This window comes from Sphaerisporangium sp. NPDC051017 (assembly GCF_040683095.1).
Taxonomy (GTDB): Bacteria; Actinomycetota; Actinomycetes; order Streptosporangiales; family Streptosporangiaceae; genus Sphaerisporangium.
Map to the genome: position 1 here is coordinate 47,504 of NZ_JBFBCI010000014.1, position 16,262 is coordinate 63,765.

20 protein-coding genes and 1 tRNA gene are annotated in these 16,262 nt (G+C 68.3%); 18 read left to right on the forward strand and 3 right to left on the reverse strand.

The window, feature by feature from the left end:
- Nucleotides 1-108: 108 nt before the first annotated feature.
- The 5 genes from AB0M95_RS14615 (at nt 109) to AB0M95_RS14635 (ending at nt 4,599) form a co-directional block, all read left to right on the forward strand.
- Complete coding sequence (locus AB0M95_RS14615) at nt 109-480, forward strand: type II toxin-antitoxin system RelE/ParE family toxin (protein ID WP_363763779.1); 372 nt, start codon at nt 109-111, stop codon at nt 478-480.
- Entirely contained in the window at nt 477-833 is a 357-nt protein-coding gene (locus tag AB0M95_RS14620; protein ID WP_358525813.1) for a helix-turn-helix transcriptional regulator, read from the forward strand. The genes AB0M95_RS14615 and AB0M95_RS14620 overlap by 4 nt, the downstream gene beginning before the upstream one ends.
- A 659-nt stretch (nt 834-1,492) precedes the next feature.
- Nucleotides 1,493-1,888, forward strand: a complete 396-nt coding sequence (locus AB0M95_RS14625) for a hypothetical protein (RefSeq protein WP_363763784.1) — start codon at nt 1,493-1,495, stop codon at nt 1,886-1,888.
- A 3-nt stretch (nt 1,889-1,891) separates the two neighbouring features.
- Nucleotides 1,892-3,889, forward strand: coding sequence for a caspase family protein (locus tag AB0M95_RS14630; protein WP_363763787.1), 1,998 nt, complete (start codon nt 1,892-1,894; stop codon nt 3,887-3,889).
- Nucleotides 3,890-4,170: 281 nt separating this feature from the next.
- A complete protein-coding gene (locus AB0M95_RS14635; protein WP_363763790.1) occupies nt 4,171-4,599 on the forward strand; it encodes a tyrosine-type recombinase/integrase in 429 nt (142 codons plus the stop codon).
- 80 nt (nt 4,600-4,679) lie between these two features.
- On the opposite strand, the gene AB0M95_RS14640 is transcribed toward AB0M95_RS14635, so the two are convergent.
- Nucleotides 4,680-4,753 (reverse strand) — tRNA-Gly (locus AB0M95_RS14640).
- A 115-nt stretch (nt 4,754-4,868) separates the two neighbouring features.
- Here AB0M95_RS14640 and dcd point away from each other — a divergent pair.
- The 3 genes from dcd to AB0M95_RS14655 all read left to right on the forward strand — a co-directional run bounded on the left by dcd (nt 4,869) and on the right by AB0M95_RS14655 (nt 7,532).
- Nucleotides 4,869-5,444 (forward strand): dCTP deaminase, encoded by a 576-nt coding sequence (gene dcd, locus AB0M95_RS14645; RefSeq protein ID WP_358525792.1) that lies wholly within the window; start codon nt 4,869-4,871, stop codon nt 5,442-5,444.
- A gap of 470 nt (nt 5,445-5,914) precedes the next feature.
- A complete protein-coding gene (locus AB0M95_RS14650) occupies nt 5,915-6,532 on the forward strand; it encodes a DUF47 family protein (RefSeq protein ID WP_114028298.1) in 618 nt (205 codons plus the stop codon).
- Nucleotide 6,533: 1 nt separating this feature from the next.
- Nucleotides 6,534-7,532 carry an inorganic phosphate transporter gene (locus AB0M95_RS14655; protein ID WP_363763794.1) on the forward strand — a complete coding sequence of 333 codons (999 nt, stop codon included), beginning with the start codon at nt 6,534-6,536 and terminating at the stop codon, nt 7,530-7,532.
- Nucleotides 7,533-7,605: 73 nt separating this feature from the next.
- Here the strand turns inward: AB0M95_RS14655 and mshD are convergent, their stop codons facing one another.
- On the reverse strand, nt 7,606-8,502 hold the full coding sequence (mshD, locus tag AB0M95_RS14660) for a mycothiol synthase (protein WP_363763797.1): 897 nt from the start codon (nt 8,500-8,502) through the stop codon (nt 7,606-7,608).
- 100 nt (nt 8,503-8,602) lie between these two features.
- Here mshD and AB0M95_RS14665 point away from each other — a divergent pair, with 100 nt between their 5' ends.
- Nucleotides 8,603-10,315 carry a bifunctional metallophosphatase/5'-nucleotidase gene (locus AB0M95_RS14665; protein WP_363763800.1) on the forward strand — a complete coding sequence of 571 codons (1,713 nt, stop codon included), beginning with the start codon at nt 8,603-8,605 and terminating at the stop codon, nt 10,313-10,315.
- A gap of 143 nt (nt 10,316-10,458) precedes the next feature.
- On the opposite strand, the gene AB0M95_RS14670 is transcribed toward AB0M95_RS14665, so the two are convergent.
- Nucleotides 10,459-11,178, reverse strand: coding sequence for a response regulator transcription factor (locus tag AB0M95_RS14670; RefSeq protein ID WP_358525785.1), 720 nt, complete (start codon nt 11,176-11,178; stop codon nt 10,459-10,461).
- A 328-nt stretch (nt 11,179-11,506) separates the two neighbouring features.
- Here AB0M95_RS14670 and AB0M95_RS14675 point away from each other — a divergent pair, with 328 nt between their 5' ends.
- The 9 genes from AB0M95_RS14675 (at nt 11,507) to AB0M95_RS14715 (ending at nt 16,259) form a co-directional block, all read left to right on the forward strand.
- Entirely contained in the window at nt 11,507-11,749 is a 243-nt protein-coding gene (locus AB0M95_RS14675; protein WP_363763803.1) for a MoaD/ThiS family protein, read from the forward strand.
- A 181-nt stretch (nt 11,750-11,930) separates the two neighbouring features.
- A complete protein-coding gene (locus tag AB0M95_RS14680) occupies nt 11,931-12,608 on the forward strand; it encodes a DUF2993 domain-containing protein (RefSeq protein ID WP_358525782.1) in 678 nt (225 codons plus the stop codon).
- Nucleotides 12,609-12,639: 31 nt separating this feature from the next.
- Nucleotides 12,640-13,152 carry a sigma-70 family RNA polymerase sigma factor gene (locus AB0M95_RS14685; protein WP_358525838.1) on the forward strand — a complete coding sequence of 171 codons (513 nt, stop codon included), beginning with the start codon at nt 12,640-12,642 and terminating at the stop codon, nt 13,150-13,152.
- The gene (locus AB0M95_RS14690; protein ID WP_363763806.1) at nt 13,149-13,973 is read left to right on the forward strand and encodes a zf-HC2 domain-containing protein; all 825 of its coding nucleotides are present in this window, start codon (nt 13,149-13,151) and stop codon (nt 13,971-13,973) included. The genes AB0M95_RS14685 and AB0M95_RS14690 overlap by 4 nt, the downstream gene beginning before the upstream one ends.
- A 63-nt stretch (nt 13,974-14,036) precedes the next feature.
- On the forward strand, nt 14,037-14,486 hold the full coding sequence (locus tag AB0M95_RS14695; RefSeq protein WP_363763809.1) for a thioredoxin family protein: 450 nt from the start codon (nt 14,037-14,039) through the stop codon (nt 14,484-14,486).
- 32 nt (nt 14,487-14,518) lie between these two features.
- On the forward strand, nt 14,519-14,602 hold the full coding sequence (locus AB0M95_RS14700) for a putative leader peptide (protein ID WP_358525836.1): 84 nt from the start codon (nt 14,519-14,521) through the stop codon (nt 14,600-14,602).
- Nucleotides 14,603-14,689: 87 nt separating this feature from the next.
- On the forward strand, nt 14,690-15,103 hold the full coding sequence (locus tag AB0M95_RS14705) for a DUF4395 domain-containing protein (protein ID WP_363763812.1): 414 nt from the start codon (nt 14,690-14,692) through the stop codon (nt 15,101-15,103).
- A gap of 14 nt (nt 15,104-15,117) precedes the next feature.
- Nucleotides 15,118-15,957 (forward strand): sulfurtransferase, encoded by an 840-nt coding sequence (locus tag AB0M95_RS14710; RefSeq protein WP_363763814.1) that lies wholly within the window; start codon nt 15,118-15,120, stop codon nt 15,955-15,957.
- On the forward strand, nt 15,957-16,259 hold the full coding sequence (locus AB0M95_RS14715) for a DUF1416 domain-containing protein (RefSeq protein ID WP_358525775.1): 303 nt from the start codon (nt 15,957-15,959) through the stop codon (nt 16,257-16,259). Before AB0M95_RS14710 ends, AB0M95_RS14715 begins: the two co-directional genes overlap by 1 nt.
- The last annotated feature ends 3 nt before the right edge of the window (nt 16,260-16,262 follow it).

A 16,262-nucleotide genomic window follows, 5' to 3' on the forward strand; every position in this document is an offset into this window, starting at 1 on the left:
TCAGTCGCTGATCTGGGACAGCAACCGGGAGCGAGGTGCGAACGTGGGGTCGGGCCTGGTGTTCATCCCCGCCGCGAGTTACCATTGAGTGCATATATCATTGAGGGTATGTCTCAGTGGGAGATCGATCTAGAGCCGGAGGTGGAGTCTTGGCTGGACGGGCTTTCCTTTGCGCTCTACCAGCGGGTTATGCGGAACGTAGACGACTACCTCGTCACTGGCGGCATCCCCGATGGGGATCACGTGAAGAAGTTGAAGGATGCCGAAGGTGTACACGAGCTGCGTGTTGCTCTCGACCGCACGACCTGGCGATTGACCTTCTGGAAGCCATCCAACAAAGTGATCGTCGTCCTTACGGTCTTCCGCAAGACACAGGATGGGACGCAGACTGCCGACATCGACCGAGCGATCGCTGCTAAGAAGCGGTGCGAGGCAGAGCACGACCTCACCATCACGCACGTGTTCGAGAGGAGCGCATGATGGGTCACAGTCGTTGGGAAACCTACAAGGCGAAGCGTCTGCGCCAGATGGAAACGGATGCGCAGTCCCACCCTGAATACGAGAATGCGGGCCGTGACCTGGAGCTCGGCGATCAGTTGCGTGAGATCCGTAAGCGCCGAGGCTTGTCCCAGAAGGTCGTAGCGGAGCGTGCCGGGATGTCTCAACCTGCTCTGTCCCGCATCGAGGGCGGCGGCGGCATACCAGATATAGCTACGCTTCTGCGCCTCGGTGTGGCCATGGGGGTTCGGTTCCGCGTCGAGCTCGTCGTCGACGACGACACCACTGAAATCGAGCCCCTGACGGTGCATCACCGACAGCTCGCGAACGCATAGCTTGAAGGCGGCCACTTCGAGGCTCAGTCCCTTAACTTCCGCTGCTCGTTCCGCAGTGGCGAGTCTCCAGCCGCGCGACGGACTCTGCTCCGAGATCCTCAGCGCCATGGGAACGAGGAAGGCCCAGTTCGGACTCACATGCTTGAGCTGAGCCTTTGATGTTGGAGCGGGTGACGGGAATCGAACCCGCGCTGTCAGCTTGGGAATTGTATTGATCATGCCTTGTAGGACGGGTGACCTGCGGTTCAGTCCGGTCGTGAGTGACCGTGGTTGCCCCCTCGTCACCCTGCTTAATGGCCCACCAATGGCCCGGCGGTCAGGCACACGACCTGCGGTGGGCCCAGCCCCTGATCCGCCCCCGTCCTTCTTGTAGCTGCCGTCCCCCAGGACGGGACCCCCGTGTCAAGGGTCAGCGAAGCTGATCGCGAAGCGACGCCGAAGGCGCCCTTGACTCGGCGGGCGCGGCCGGGACACTCAAGCAGCGAGGAGGACGGGCCCATCGGATTGCCCCCTGAGCGCCCCCTGGCCGCGTCACGCGCTGCGGCCGTCGGCCTTACTCGCTGGCATCGCGTATCGGGTGTAACGAAACTGAGCGGAACGATGATAAGTAGGGCGATGCGCGCGAAGGCTCCGCCCGGTTGCGCGGGCGAGGGAGCGGGATGAACGCGGTTCCAGAGGCTGACGGTGTGATCAGCGTGTGCGTCGAGCTGCGACCGGACGCGGATGTGGACGTCGACCGCCTCACCCGCGGGCTCCGCGGAGAACTGAACGAGCTCGATGTCGAGTCGATCCGGGCAGTGCCTGGCAGCCCGGCACCAGAGGGGGCGAAGAGCGCGGACCCGGTCACCGTGGGCGCGCTCCTGGTGGCCTTCAGCGCCTCCGGTGGGGTTTTCACCTCACTCGTCGGAGTGCTGCAGGACTGGCTCGACCGGCAGTCGGCACGACACCGGATCGCGGTCACCATCGCCGGCGACTCCATCGAGCTTGACCGGGCCACGGGCGCCGAGCGGCGCGAGCTGATCGACGCCTTCATCCGGCGGCATTCGGGCGGATAGCGTATGGGTCGCAGGTTCGCCTTGTTGATCGCCACCTACGCGTACGACGATCCGGGACTGCGGCGGCTGACTGCTCCGGCCCACGACGCTGAGGCGCTCGCCGCCGTGCTCCGCGACCCGGAGATCGGCGGCTTCGAGGTCACCACGCTCGTCAACGAGCCGAACCAGCGGGTCGGAGAGGCCATCGGCGACTTCTACCGGGATCGGCGGGGCGACGATCTGACCCTGCTGTACTTCACCGGTCACGGGCTCAAGGACGACGACGGCCGACTCCACCTGGCGACGCGCAACACCCGCCGCGACAGCCTGATCTTCACCGCCATCTCCGGCGAGCAGATCGACTACGCGATGGAGAGGTGCGCGTCACGCCGGAAGGTCCTGATCCTCGACTGCTGCTACAGCGGGGCCTACCCGGGCGGCCGGCTGACCAAGGACGGAGGCGAGGTCCACGCGCTGGACCACTTCCGCGGGCGGGGCCGCACCGTCCTCACCGCCTCCGACGCCACGCAGTACGCCTTCGAGGGCGACATGCTGCACGGGAACGCACCGCAGTCGGTGTTCACGCGTCACCTGGTGGAGGGGCTGCGCACCGGCCGCGCCGACCTGGACGGCGACGGCGATATCACCCTCGACGAACTGTACGGCTACGTCTACGACCGCGTCGTGGCCGAGATGCCAAAGCAGCGACCCAAGCGGCAGGACAACGTCGAAGGCCGCACTGTCATCGCGCGGAACGTCAACTGGTCGCTGCCTCCGCACATCGGCCACGCCCTGAGCAGTCCGATCGCCAGGGACCGGCTGAACGTCCTGGACGCGCTTGACCACTTCCACCGGATCGGCAACGGCATGGTCCGGGCTCGGGTGCACGAGGAACTCGTACGGCTGGTCGACGACGACAGTCGGATGGTTTCCGCAGCCGCGGCAGCCCGTCTGCGGGCCATCGGTCCTGAGCCCTCCGAGCCGGAAGCGAACGCCGAGTCCCAGATCTCGGCTGCGACAGCGCCCGCCGCGTCCGCTTCTGTGGGTGTGGAGGAATCCACCGATTCCGCAGGGGCGCATGATCCCGCCGATTCGGCAAGGGTGAAGAAGCCCCAGGGGACGCCACCGGTGGAGCCGCCCGAGTCGCCGCCGCATCGGGAACCCTCCGAGTCGTCACGGGCGGATTCGCTCATTGTGTCGGAAACCTTCAAGCGGTCGCCTGGTCGGCGGCGCCGTCTCGTGGACCGGCCGGACAAGCTGGTCGCATCGCACCACGTGCAGCGTGGCCATGCCGCCGGTGCTGGCGGCACGCTACCTTTCCCCGTTCTGGGCGAGCCCGCAGGCATGCCGGTGGAGCACGACAGGGCTGCTTCACCGGCGCCTCCACCTCCACCGGCTGACCGTCCCGGGTTCGGGCAGACGACGGCAGGCCGCTCGGCGCTTGCCCTGAACGTGCTGTTTGGCGTGGCCATGCTGATCGTGCTGATCATGTCGATCGCGAACCCAGACTCCCCCGCCTACAACGCGGCCGAAATGATTGCCGAGGTGAGCCGGTCCCTCTGGCTGGTGGCGATCGCGGCCGCCTTCGCGGGGCTCGTCCCGGGTAGGGGAGACACCAGCCGCGAGCAACGGGCACTGTTCCTCCCCGGTATGGCGGGGCTGCTCATCGCGGAGCTTGCGGCCGCCTTCGCGGGGCTCGTCCCGGGTAGGGGAGACACCAGCCGCGGGCAACCCGTACTGCTCCTGCTCGGTATCGCCGGGCTGCTCATTGCGGGGCTCCTCGGACTTCTTACGACGGGCAGCGATCTTTGGTGGAACCTGCATGCCGCCGTGGGCGGAGTTCCTCTCCTTGTCCTTGCCGCAGCGGCCTGGCGGACCTCGGTCCGGCCCGTCTGGGTGGTGGTGTCGGTGGCGATCCTGCCGCTGACCTGGCTGGTCGGGGTGGGCTACGCGCTGCTGGGCCTGCCTGAACTGGTCGTCTACGTCGGCCTGAACAGGGTCGCCCGGACCTCCGAGAGCTGACATTCGGTCGACGCGGGCCAGACTGGATGACGCGGTGCACGCTGCTTCTCGTCAGGCTGGCGGCGACTGCTCATAGCCTGAGCCGTGGACGAGACCGTCGACAACCTTACGGGCGGCGGTGCGGCGCTGTGACGGGTGAGTGCGCAGGGTACGGCGTGGTGGGCGTGCGGCGGGCGGACCGGCCCCCAGGCCGCATGCCCGGCCGCCGAGCGGGCGCAGGGCCGCGAGGCGGCGCGGAGCGCCGCCCTTGAAGGCGGACCACCGAACTAAAGGATGGGTCGGTGACCATCGGGCCGCCCAAGTCCGCGGGCGGCCTGCGTACGGTCACGCTGCCCGAGGTGGTGAACGTAGAGGTTCGGGCGCACCTGGCAAAGCACACCGGTTCGGATGAGGAAGCGTTCGTCTTCGTGGGCGCGAAGGGGGCGATGCTTCGCCGGCCGACGTTCAGCCGGACGTGGGCCAAGGCGCTCAAGGCCGCGGGGCTTTCCGGCTTCCATTTCCACGATCTTCGTCACACGGGGAACAAGTTCGCTTCACAGTCGGGGGCGACGCTCCGGGAGTTGATGAACCGCATGGGGCACTCGACCACGCGGGCTGCGTTGATCTATCTGCACGCAGAGGGTGAGCGGGACCGGGCGATCGCCGACAGCATGGGGAAGCTCGTCGCCGAGACATTCCCTACCGAAGATCACAACGCATCGGGCACGTAACGGGCACGGAAGATCGAAAAGGCCGGAGAAACAATCAAGGCCCGGGTCGGAAAACACTTCCTGACCTGGGCCTTTGTGTGTGGAGCGGGTGACGGGAATCGAACCCGCGCTGTCAGCTTGGGAAGCTGATGTTCTGCCATTGAACTACACCCGCGTCGGTCAGTGGCTGACGACGGAGACAACTCTAGCGGAACTTGGCGCGTGGCACCTCCCTGGGAGGGAGCCGAGTTGGGCCGTTGGGTCGGGTGAGGGGTTGGTAGGTTGCTGAGGTGCTGCTATCCGATGGTGACATCCGTGCTGAAATCGAGTCGGGCAGGGTCAAGATCGACCCGTTCGACGTGGAGATGATCCAGCCGTCCAGCGTCGACGTCCGGTTGGATCGGTACTTCCGGGTCTTCGAGAACCACCGTTACCCGCACATCGATCCGTCGATCGAGCAGCCGGAGCTGACGCGGATGGTGGTGCCGGACGGGGACGAGCCGTTCATCCTGCATCCGGGGGAGTTCGTGCTGGCGTCGACGTTCGAGGTGATCGGGCTGCCGGACGACATCGCCGGCCGGCTGGAGGGCAAGTCGAGCCTCGGCCGGCTGGGGTTGCTCACGCATTCGACGGCCGGGTTCATCGACCCGGGGTTCGAGGGGCACGTCACGCTGGAGCTCTCGAACGTCGCCACGCTGCCGATCAAGTTGTGGCCGGGGATGAAGATCGGGCAGTTGTGCATGTTCCGGCTGAGTTCTCCGGCGAAGCATCCGTATGGCAGCGCGCGGTACGGCTCGCGGTACCAGGGCCAGCGCGGCCCGACCCCCAGCCGCTCCTTCCTCAACTTCCACCGAACTCAGGTCTGAGGCTCGGGGTACCTTCCGGCGGGCTCAGGTCTGACGTTCGACGTATCTCCTTGAGGGCTGGGGGCGCCTTCTCGGGGTTGCCGCCGTTCTCGGCGCGGGGATTCGATGCGCGGATGACGGATCTTCAGTGGGTGGACGGCCGTCGGCGTGTGTACGAGTGCGTCCCCGAGGCGCGCGGGACACGGGGGTCAGGGTGACCCCGGGGCGCACCGGCTTCGTCCGGGTCGGTATTTTCGGTCAGGTCTTCCGGTGTCCAGGGGTGGGCGCCGAAAAGGGTGATGCGCATGGGACGCGCGTGGCGGGGGAGGTCTGACTATTAGCCGTGTTTTCGCCTGTGTCTTTGGGAGAATGGAGGGCAACGGCAGAGCGAAGGGAAGGTTACGGGAAGGGGCTGCGGAGGCGAACTTCGCATTTCAGCCGGTACCCCTTACTCTTCTCTGCGGACAGTCCCCGCACATCTGGAGAACGACGTGCGCCTGCGTCTCACCCCGCGTGAGGACAGCTACTACGACTTGTTCGCCGATTCGGCGAACAATCTCGTCACCGCATCCCGGCTACTGGTGGAGATCATCAGTGAGGGTTCGGACAGGGAGGCCCTGGCCGAAAAGATGCGCGCGTGCGAGCACGCCGGCGACGAGCGTACTCACGCGATCATGAACCGTCTCAACGAGAGCTTCATCACGCCCTTCGACCGCGAGGACATCTACCGTCTCGCCTCGAACCTCGACGACGTGATGGACTACATGGAGGCCGCCGCCGACCTGATCGGCCTCTACCAGATCGACCACCTCCCCAAGGAGGTCGTGCGCCAGGTCGAGGTGCTGGAACGTGCCGCCGAGCTGACCGCCGAGGCCATGCCGCGCCTGCGGTCGATGAACAACCTGAACGAGTACTGGATCGAGATCAACCGTCTGGAGAACCAGGCCGACCAGGTCTACCGCCGTCTGCTCGCCAAGTTGTTCAGCGGCGAGTACGACGCGCTCACGGTCATGAAGATGAAGGAGGTCATCGACCAGCTCGAGATGGCCGCGGACGCGTTCGAGCACGTCGCGAACACGATCGAGTCGATCGCGGTCAAGGAAAGCTGAGGTGGAGCTCGCACTTGTCGTCGGCGTGATCGTGATCGCCCTGGTGTTCGACTACACCAACGGCTTTCACGACGCCGCGAACGCGATCGCGACCTCGGTCTCGACCCGTGCCCTCACCCCCCGCTCCGCGTTGTTCATGGCCGCGGCGATGAACTTCGTCGGCGCGCACATCAGCACGGAGGTCGCGAGGACGGTCGGCACGGGCATCATCGAGCCCCCGAGCGGCACGCACGGGCTGGTGATCGTGGGGGCGGGCCTGATCGGCGCGATCGTGTGGAACCTCATCACCTGGTACTTCGGACTTCCGTCGTCGAGCAGCCATGGGCTGATCGGGGGGCTCGTCGGGTCCGCGCTGGCCGCGTCCAGCGGCATTCACTGGGACGGCGTGGTGCAGAAGGTCGTCATCCCGATGGTCCTCTCGCCGGTCGTCGGCTTCCTGCTCGGCGCGATCATCATGATCGCCATTCTCTGGATCTTCCGCCGGGCCAACCCGCACCGCGCGGGCCGGGGCTTCCGGTACGCGCAGACGGTCTCCGCCGCGGCCATGGCGCTGGGCCACGGCCTGCAGGACGCGCAGAAGACGATGGGCGTGATCTTCCTGGCTCTCTACACCGGCGGGTACGTGGGGGCGAAGGACCCGATCCCGCAGTGGGTCATCCTGGCCGCGGCGGCGGCGATCTCGCTCGGCACGTACGCCGGCGGCTGGCGCATCATGCGGACGCTGGGCCGCCGCATCATCCACCTGTCCCCGGCGCATGGGTTCGCCGCCGAGACGGCGGCGTCCGTCGTGCTGTACACGATGGCCATCGCCGCCAAGGCGCCCATCTCGACCACCCACACCATCACCAGTGCGATCATGGGTGTCGGCGCGACCAAGCGCCTGTCGGCGGTGCGGTGGGGTGTGGTGGGCAACATCGTCACGGCGTGGGTGCTGACCATCCCGGCGGCCGCGCTGGTCGCCGCCTTGTCCTATCACTTCCTTCACTGGGTGATCGAGTAAGCCACGCTCCCAAGAGCCCGCCCCGGAGACCGGGCCGGCCGTCGAGCAGGACGGTGACCTGCTCGGGCAGCGCCTACGGGTGGCGGTACATGACGTCGATGGCGAAGCGCGTGAAGCCGAGGCGTTCGTACAGGCGGACGGCGGAGGGGTTGTCCTCGTCGACGTACAGAATGACCTGGGCGAGCCCCTGGGAGCGCAGGTGCTCCAGGCCGGCGATGGTGAGCGCCTGGCCGAGCCCGCCGCCCTGCTCGGACGGATCCACTCCGACGACGTACACCTCGCCGATCGGCTCGGCCTCCTCGTCGTGCACCTTGGTCCAGTGGAAGCCGGAGAGCCGGTCGTCGCGGACGGCGAGGATGAACCCGGCCGGGTCGAACCAGGGCTCGCGTTCGCGTACCAGCAGGTCGTCGGCGGTCCACGCGCCCTGCTCGGGGTGGTGGGCGAACGCGCGGGCGTTCACGGCGAGCCAGGCGTCCTCGTCGGCGCCGGGTTCGAACGCGCGCAGCCGTACCCCGTCGGGCAGGACGACAGGAGGAAGGGGGGCGGCGAGCGGGCGGCGCATCCGCCACAGCGAGCGGACGCGGGTGAATCCCGTGGCCGCGGCGAGGCGCACGGCCCCGGGGTGGTCGCCGTGTGCCCACAGGCGCAGCCGGCCGCCGCTCTCGGCAAGCGCGGACTCCAGCAGCAGGCGTCCGGCCCCGCGCCGCCGGTGGGCGGGGTGGACGACGAGCTCGCCGGCGGTGCCGTCGTCCGGGTCGGGCGGGTCGAGGTGGGCGAACCCCGCCAGCGCGTCGCCGTTGTAGGCGAGCAGCGCCCGGGATCCGGGGTCGCCTCCGTGGCGGAGCCGGAGCATGACGTGCTCGTTGAGCGGCTGCGCCGAGTCGGCCTCGGCGGCGGCGCCGGCCAGGGCGATCACGTCGGTCACCTCATGGTCGGCCAAGCGCTCCCGGATCTTCACCCGTACGGTCATGGTGGAAGCCTAATGTGGCAAAAGACGCCATTAGATAGTGGGGTAAATCGTTACCTCCAGGTCGTTTTGTGCTGGGGTCGCATCTCTAACCTCGTTGGCTATGAGTGCACCTACCCTCGCCAAGGTCGGCCTGGCCTCGCTCGTCGTGGCCACCGGTCTGGCATTTGTGGCCGCCCCCGCGTCGGCTCATCCTAAGCCGCCGAAGCCGGCGGAGACCGTTCCCGTCCGGCTGATCTCCATCAACGACTTCCATGGCAACCTGGAGCCCCCGACCGGCTCCGGCGGGGCGATCGTCAACGAGAGCGGCGTGTCCGTTCCCGCGGGCGGCGCGGCCCACATGGCGACCCACCTCAAGTCGCTTGCCAACAAGAACACCGTCGTCGTCGGCGCGGGCGACCTCATCGGCGCCTCGCCGCTGATCTCCGCGGCGTACCACGACGAGCCGACCGTCGACCTGCTGGGCAAGCTCGGCCTGGACGTCTCCTCGGTGGGCAACCACGAGTTCGACGAGGGCCTTACCGAGCTCAAGCGCATCCAGGACGGCGGCTGCCACCCCACCGACGGCTGCTCCCCGGCGGGCAAGTGGCGGGGCTCCGACTACGAGTACGTCGGCGCGAACGTCGTGAAGGAGAAGAGCGGCCGGTACGCCCTTCCCCCGGTCGCCATCAAGAAGGTCAACGGCGTCAAGGTCGGCTTCATCGGCCTCGTCACCCAGACCACGCCGAACATCGTCACCGCCTCCGGCATCGCGGGCCTGAAGTTCGGCGAGGAGGTCGAGTCGGGCAACCGCGCGGCCCGGCTGCTGCGCAAGGTGGGCGTGAAGGCCATCGTGGCGCTCGTCCACGAGGGCGACAGCATCACCCCGAACCAGAGCCCGGACGCCTGCCCGGTCACCCCCGGCGCCGGTACCCGGATCGCCCAGGGCCTGAGCGCGGACGTCGACCTGGTCATCATGGGCCACTCCCACCAGGCCTACATCTGCAAGACCAAGGACCCGGCGGGCCAGGACCGCTACTACACCCAGGGGTCGTCGTTCGGCCGCGTGCTGACCACGATCGACTTCCAGGTGGACAAGAAGTCCGGCGAGGTCGTCCGTTCCTCGGTCACGCCGGACAACCACGTCGTCACCCGTGACGTCACCCCGGACGCCTTCACCACGCAGTACGTGCAGACGTGGAAGGACCGGGTCGCGGCCGTCGCCAACAAGCCGGTCGGTAGCATCACCGCCGACCTCACCCGCAGCAGCGGCCCGACGGGCGAGACCATCCTCGGCGACGTGATCGCCGACGCCCAGCTCGAGGCGACGAAGACCGGCGGCAACGCCGAGATCGCGCTGATGAACCCGGGCGGCGTGCGCGCCGACTTCACCTACGCGCCGAGCGGGTCCGAGGGCGCCGGAGTCGTGACGTACGGCGAGGCGTTCACCGTGCAGCCGTTCAACAACCTCATGCAGGTCGTGACGCTGACGGGCGCCAAGCTGGACGCGCTGCTGGAGCAGCAGTGGCAGAACGGCGGCGCGATCACCCGCATCCTGCAGCCGTCCGCCTCGCTGACCTACACGATGAACCTCTCGCAGCCGATCGGCTCGCGGATCTCGAACATCAAGATCAACGGGACGCCGGTCACGGACACGCAGAACATCCGTGTCGCCGCCAACAACTTCCTCGTCGGAGGCGGCGACGGCTTCAGCGTGTTCAAGGAGGGCACCGACCTGTGGAGCGGTCCGCTGGACATCGACGCGCTGGTCACCTACTTCGGTGGCCACTCGCCGGTGGCCCCGCCGGCCCTCAAGAGGATCACGCTCGCCGGCTAGACGCGCGCGCCTGAACGACGGGGGCTCGCTCCACGCCCGAGCGGTGTGGGGTGGGCCCCTGGCCCGTGCCTATGGCCTCGCCTCCGGCACGGCGGTTCGGGGCGCACTTCAGGCGGCGAGAACACCGCCGCGCCCCGAACAGGTCAGTGGTGGGCGGGCGCCGGCTCGCGGTCGTCGAGCTGCTCGCCGCCGCGGTCGGGGACGAAGCGGTATCCGACGTTGCGGACGGTGCCGATCAGCGACTCGTACTCGGCGCCGAGTTTGGCGCGAAGCCGCCGCACGTGGACGTCGACCGTGCGCGTGCCGCCGAAGTAGTCGTAGCCCCAGACCTCCTGCAGCAGCTGGGCGCGGGTGAAGACCCGGCCGGGGTGCTGCGCGAGGTACTTGAGGAGCTCGAACTCCTTGAACGTGAGGTCCAGGGCGCGGTTGCGCAGGCGCGCGGTGTAGGTGGCCTCGTCGATCGACAGGTCGCCGCTGCGGATCTCGTCCGGCACCTCTTCGGTGGCGGCGATCGAGAGCCTGCCGACCGCCAGCCGGAGCCGGGCCTCGACCTCCGCGGGACCCGCCGTGTCGAGCAGGACGTCGTCGGCCCCCCACTCGGCGGTCATCGCGGCCAGCCCGCCCTCGGTGACGATCACCATCAGCGGGCAGTCGACGCCGGTCGTGCGCAGGAGGCGGCAGAGGCTCTTCGCGTGGACGAGCTCCCTGCGCGCGTCGACCAGCACGGCGTCCGCCGGCGGGGCGTCGATGAGCGCGGAGGCCTCCGCGGGCGCGACGCGTACGGAGTGGAGCAGCAGTCCGAGGGCGGGCAGGACCTCCGCCGAGGGTTCCAGAGCGTTGGTGAGCAAGAGCAGGTTACTCACAGCACCTCCTAGTCCAGAGGCTGATCAGGGGGTGAGAGCGGCACGGCGACACAGTGGCGGCAGAGCTTCGCTCACTCACCGCATCGGCCTCCTCTCCGCGTTGTAACGGTGCTAGCCGTACAAACACGTAAAGGACCCGGGGGCTACGTCGCCCAGGTCCCGTCAGTACGTGAGGATAGCCCACAGGAATCCGGCGTCCATAGCGGAGTCCGCAGGGTGAACAGTCCATCACGTGGGAAATAGCCGTAACCGCTCCCTCGCGGTGGGTGACGACCGCTCGTGCGGTACTCATGAGTAACACGGGAGGTGCCTGGTGGCAAGGGGAATCGTGCGCTACTGGGCCGCGGCCAGGGCGGCCGCTGGGGTCGACGAGGAATCGTTCGAGGCGAATACTCTTGGGGATCTCGTGGCGAAAATCACGCAGAAACATGGCAAATCCGACTTGCCGAGGGTTCTCGGACGATCGTCGTTCCTCGTCGACGGCCATCCGGCGGGCACCCGCGACCCGAGCACGGTCGAGTTGCCCGAGGGGGCCACGGTGGAGGTCCTGCCGCCCTTCGCCGGCGGCTGACGCCCGGACGTGGACGTGGGGTCGTGGCGCATGGCGTACGGCCGGGGGCCAATGGTGTGCGGTCGGGGCGAATACCGCCGAGCCTGCGTTTTGCGGTCGAGCCTGCGTTTTGCGGTGATAACGCGGGGGAGTAGGTCGGCGCGGTTAGTCTGGATCACAGGCGGACCCCCGGAGGAGTCGGATGCGCAAGCTCGTCGTGTTCCTCGTCCTGCTCGGAATCCTCCTGGCCGTCCTGGACCGCGTCGCCGTGGCAGGGGTCGAGAAGGAGGTCGCCCGCCAGGTCGCCGCGCGGTACGACCTGTCCTCGCCGCCCACCGTCACGGTCGAGGGCATCCCGTTCCTGACCCAGGCCGTCTCCGGGCGGTACGAGGAGATCCAGGTGCACATCGGGAAGATGACGACGCCCGACGGTGTCAAGCTCTCCCGCATCGACGCCGTCCTGCACGGGGTGAACGCCCCGCTCATGGACCTGATCCAGAACTCCGCGACCGCCGACATCCGCGCCGACAAGGTGACGGGCACCATCGTGATCTCCCGCGAGACCCTGGACGCGCGGGTGCCGCGCGGGCTGAAGCTGCACGGCAACGGTGACAACTCGCTGACGGTCAGCGGCAACGTCACGGTCGCGGGCATCTCCGTCCCGGTCTCGGCGCGGCTGAAGATCCAGATCGTCCCCGGCGGCGTGCGGCTCACCCCGTCCGATGTCAACGGCATCCAGGTGCCCGACGCCGCCAAGGTGCTGGGCTTCACCGTCCCGATCAAGGATCTGCCGCTGAACCTGCACATCCAGAGCGTCCGGACCACGGCCGAGGGTCTGCAGGTCCAAGGGCTCGGCAGGGACGTGCCCCTGCGTGCCTGAACCGGAACGCGCGGTCGTACGTCTTGAGGATGTGAGTCCCGCCGGAACCGCCGACGAGCAGTTGATCCGCAGCCTTTTCGACGAGCACGCGGGGTCACTCTATGGGTACGTGTTGCGATTGACGGGCGATCCGGGCAAGGCGGAGGACGTGGTACAGGAGACGCTTTTGCGGGCGTGGAAGCATCCTGACGTGCTGGCCGACCGGCCCATACGCGCGTGGTTGTTCACGGTGGCCCGCAATCTCGTCGTCGATCATCACCGCGCCCGCAAGTCCCGCCCGCAGGAGACCTCGGACGAGGCCCTCGCCGTGCTGCCCGCCGAGGACGAACTGGAGCGCGCCGTGGAGTCCTGGGGCGTCGCCGACGCCATCGCGGCCCTGCGTCCGGAGCATCGCGCGGTGCTGATGGAGACGTACTACCGGGGCAGGTCGGTCAAGGAGGCCGCCGAGGTGCTGGGCATCCCGCCCGGCACGGTCAAGTCGCGCACGTACTACGCGCTTCGCGCGCTGAAGCTGGCGCTGGAGGAGCGGGGACTGGCGCCATGAGCAGTGGTTGTGAGGACGTACGGATGTCGCTCGGGGCGCACATGCTGGGAGCCCTAGACGCGGACGAGGCCGCCCGGGTCGAGACCCATATGGAGACTTGTCCGGAATGTCGGGCAGAGTTCGAGGAGCTCAGCGGGCTGAGCGCGCTGCTCTCGCGCGTCTCGGAGGAGGACGTCGAGCAGGTCGCCAGCCCGCCCACGGCCGTGCTGGACCGCCTGATCGCCGCCTCCGCCCGGCGCCGCCGGGTCAACAGGCTCCTCATGGGCCTCGCGGCCACGGTCGGCGCGATCGTGGTGGGCGGCGCGGCGTGGATGTTCGTGCAGGACGGTACGGGGGCGCGGACCAACACCGCGGCCACCGCTCCGGCGGCCGGTTTGGCGAGTGCTGAGGGCGTTTCGCCGCAGTTCAACAAGGACGCCCCGGGTTCGAGCGGCGGGAACGACCTGGTGGCGCCCTCGCCCGGTCCGTCGGACGCCGCCTCCGACCCGTCGCGGATCATGCTGGCGCCCGTGCCGCTCATCGCGAGGAACAACGGCGTCGAGGCGCGCATCACGCCCGTCCAGAGCGGCGGAGGCACCGCCCTGGACATCAGCATCTCCGGGGTGACCCGGGGCACCTCGTGCCGGGTGATCGCGGTCGCCCTCGACGGCGCCGAGTCCCCGGCGGGGAGCTGGACGATCGACGCCGCCGACTACCCCCGCGGCGGGACCGCGACCGCCACGTTCACCGCGCACACCGAGCTCAGCATGGACCGCATCAAGAGGTTCGAGTTCCGCACCGAGACCGGCCGCGTGCTGGTGTCGGTCCCCAACAACCACTGATCGGCGTCCCGTCGTGTCCGGGGGACGGGAATGGCACGGGCGGGGCGCGTGTTGTGGGTGGCGATGACAGGACTGGTGGTGCTGTGCGCCACGCTCGCCGCGGGCCTCCTCGCCGGGGTGGTGATGAAGGCCCGCGGCGGGCGCGTGCGCGACGCGACGAGGAAGAGGAAGGGCATGGACGACACGTCCGTCATGGCGGCCGGCGATCTCGGCCACGACCTCGGCGCGAGCGCCACGCTCGTCCAGTTCTCCACCGCTTTCTGCCAGCCCTGCCGGGCGACCCGTCGCATCCTGTCGGAGGTGTCCGGCATGGTGGACGGGGTGCGGCACGTCGAGATCGACGCCGAGTCCCGGCTCGACCTGGTGCGCCGCTTCGACGTCATGCGCACGCCGACCGTCCTGGTCCTCGACCGCGACGGCCGGGTGGTCAAGAAGGCCTCCGGCCAGCCCCGCAAGGCGGATGTGATCGCCGCGCTGGGTTTCATGACATCTCATGAAACGGACGGGACGTGACAGATGGCAAGACGGCGGGTACTGTCGTGGGCATGACATCCTCGACAGAGCTGCTGACCAAGCGGCGCGCGGTTGATTTTTGCCGCGTAGCCACCGCGCTCTGTCGTATGGCCTGAGGGCGATCTCGCGGCCCATTCCGCCGCACCGATCTGAATAGTGCCCGATCACGCGTTTCCGGCACGAACCTTCAGGAGCTCCTCGCCATGCAGCAGGTAGATCCAAGAAGCACGCGGTTCGCCGCGGCCGTCACGACGCTCATCCTGGCGCTGGTCCTGCTCACGGGCAACGTCTGGGTGCTGCTCGCCCAGGCGGTGGTCTTCGCCCTGGGACTGGCCGGTGCCCCGCCATACGGGTTGCTTTTCAGACGGTTCGTGCGGCCGAGGCTCGGCCCGCCGGCAGAGATGGAAGACGCCGCCCCGCCCCGCTTCTCGCAGGGTGTGGGCCTGATCTTCGCTCTCGCCGGAGTGCTCGGCTTCGCCGCACAGATCACACCGCTCGCGCTCGGCGCGACCGCCGCGGCTTTGCTGGCCGCCTTCCTGAACGCCGCCTTCGGCTACTGCCTGGGCTGCGAAATGTACTTGATCATCCGCCGTCTAATGCCCGCCGCAACCCGATAACGGGAGGTTCCCTAATGAGCCGCTCCGCCGTACTGGTGGACGCCGACTGGGTCGAGGCCAACCTCGACACCCCTGGTGTCGTGCTCGTCGAAGTCGACGAGGACGCCAGCGCCTATGACAAGGGCCACATCCGTGGCGCCGTGAAGATCGACTGGAAGAAGGATCTGCAGGACCCGGTCCGCCGCGACTTCGTGGACCGTGAGGGCTTCCAGGCCCTTCTCTCGGCTCGGGGCATCGGCAACGACGACACCGTGGTCCTCTACGGTGGCAACAACAACTGGTTCGCCGCCTACGCGTACTGGTACTTCAAGCTCTACGGCCACGAGAACGTCCGCCTGCTCGACGGCGGCCGCAAGAAGTGGGAGCTGGACTCCCGCGAGCTGGCCACCGAGGTGCCGTCCCGTCCCGAGACGCAGTACGTCGCCAAGGACCAGGACCACTCGCTGCGCGCCTTCCGCGACGACGTCGTGGCCGCGATCGGCAAGCTGAACCTGGTCGACGTCCGCTCGCCGGACGAGTTCACCGGCAAGCTCCTCGCCCCGGCCCACCTTCCGCAGGAGGCCGCGCAGCGTGGCGGGCACATCCCCACCGCGCGCAACATCCCGTGGTCCAAGGCCGCCAACGACGACGGAACGTTCCGGTCGGACGACGAGCTCCGCACGCTGTACAGCGAGGCCGGCGTCGACTTCGGCAAGGACACCATCGCCTACTGCCGCATCGGTGAGCGTTCCGCGCACACCTGGTTCGTCCTGCACGAGATCCTCGGCCAGGCGAACGTCAAGAACTACGACGGTTCGTGGACCGAATACGGCTCGCTCGTGGGCGTGCCGATCGAGCTGGGGGAGGCCCGCTGATGACCACCATCCAGGGATGCGCCGCGCCGGAGCAGACCATCGCGCTGCCCGCGGGGATCGACCTGGCGAGCCAGGCCGTGATCCAGGGCGTCGTGACCGGCGCCGGCACCGCCTACGCCCGCCTGCTGGACCACTCCGGTGAGTTCACCGGTGAGGTCGTGGTGTCCGACGAGGGCATCTTCCGCTTCTTCGCCGCTCCTGGCTCCTGGACCGTCCGCATCATCGCGGGCGGCGGATTCACCAAGGACATCCCGGTGGAGGCCCGCCTCGGCGAGGTCTCCCAGCTCCAGGTCGCCGTCTGACCC

Excerpts from the sequence above, each read along its gene's own strand:
- AB0M95_RS14615 (WP_363763779.1), top strand. The coding sequence starts at position 109 with ATGTCTCAGTGGGAGATCGATCTAGAGCCGGAGGTGGAGTCTTGGCTG.
- AB0M95_RS14620 (WP_358525813.1), top strand. The coding sequence starts at position 477 with ATGATGGGTCACAGTCGTTGGGAAACCTACAAGGCGAAGCGTCTGCGC.
- AB0M95_RS14625 (WP_363763784.1), top strand. The coding sequence starts at position 1,493 with ATGAACGCGGTTCCAGAGGCTGACGGTGTGATCAGCGTGTGCGTCGAG.
- AB0M95_RS14630 (WP_363763787.1), top strand. The coding sequence starts at position 1,892 with ATGGGTCGCAGGTTCGCCTTGTTGATCGCCACCTACGCGTACGACGAT.
- mshD (WP_363763797.1), bottom strand. The coding sequence starts at position 8,502 with ATGACCGTACGGGTGAAGATCCGGGAGCGCTTGGCCGACCATGAGGTG.
- AB0M95_RS14665 (WP_363763800.1), top strand. The coding sequence starts at position 8,603 with ATGAGTGCACCTACCCTCGCCAAGGTCGGCCTGGCCTCGCTCGTCGTG.
- AB0M95_RS14680 (WP_358525782.1), top strand. The coding sequence starts at position 11,931 with ATGCGCAAGCTCGTCGTGTTCCTCGTCCTGCTCGGAATCCTCCTGGCC.
- AB0M95_RS14690 (WP_363763806.1), top strand. The coding sequence starts at position 13,149 with ATGAGCAGTGGTTGTGAGGACGTACGGATGTCGCTCGGGGCGCACATG.
- AB0M95_RS14695 (WP_363763809.1), top strand. The coding sequence starts at position 14,037 with ATGACAGGACTGGTGGTGCTGTGCGCCACGCTCGCCGCGGGCCTCCTC.
- AB0M95_RS14700 (WP_358525836.1), top strand. The coding sequence starts at position 14,519 with ATGACATCCTCGACAGAGCTGCTGACCAAGCGGCGCGCGGTTGATTTT.
- AB0M95_RS14705 (WP_363763812.1), top strand. The coding sequence starts at position 14,690 with ATGCAGCAGGTAGATCCAAGAAGCACGCGGTTCGCCGCGGCCGTCACG.
- AB0M95_RS14710 (WP_363763814.1), top strand. The coding sequence starts at position 15,118 with ATGAGCCGCTCCGCCGTACTGGTGGACGCCGACTGGGTCGAGGCCAAC.
- AB0M95_RS14715 (WP_358525775.1), top strand. The coding sequence starts at position 15,957 with ATGACCACCATCCAGGGATGCGCCGCGCCGGAGCAGACCATCGCGCTG.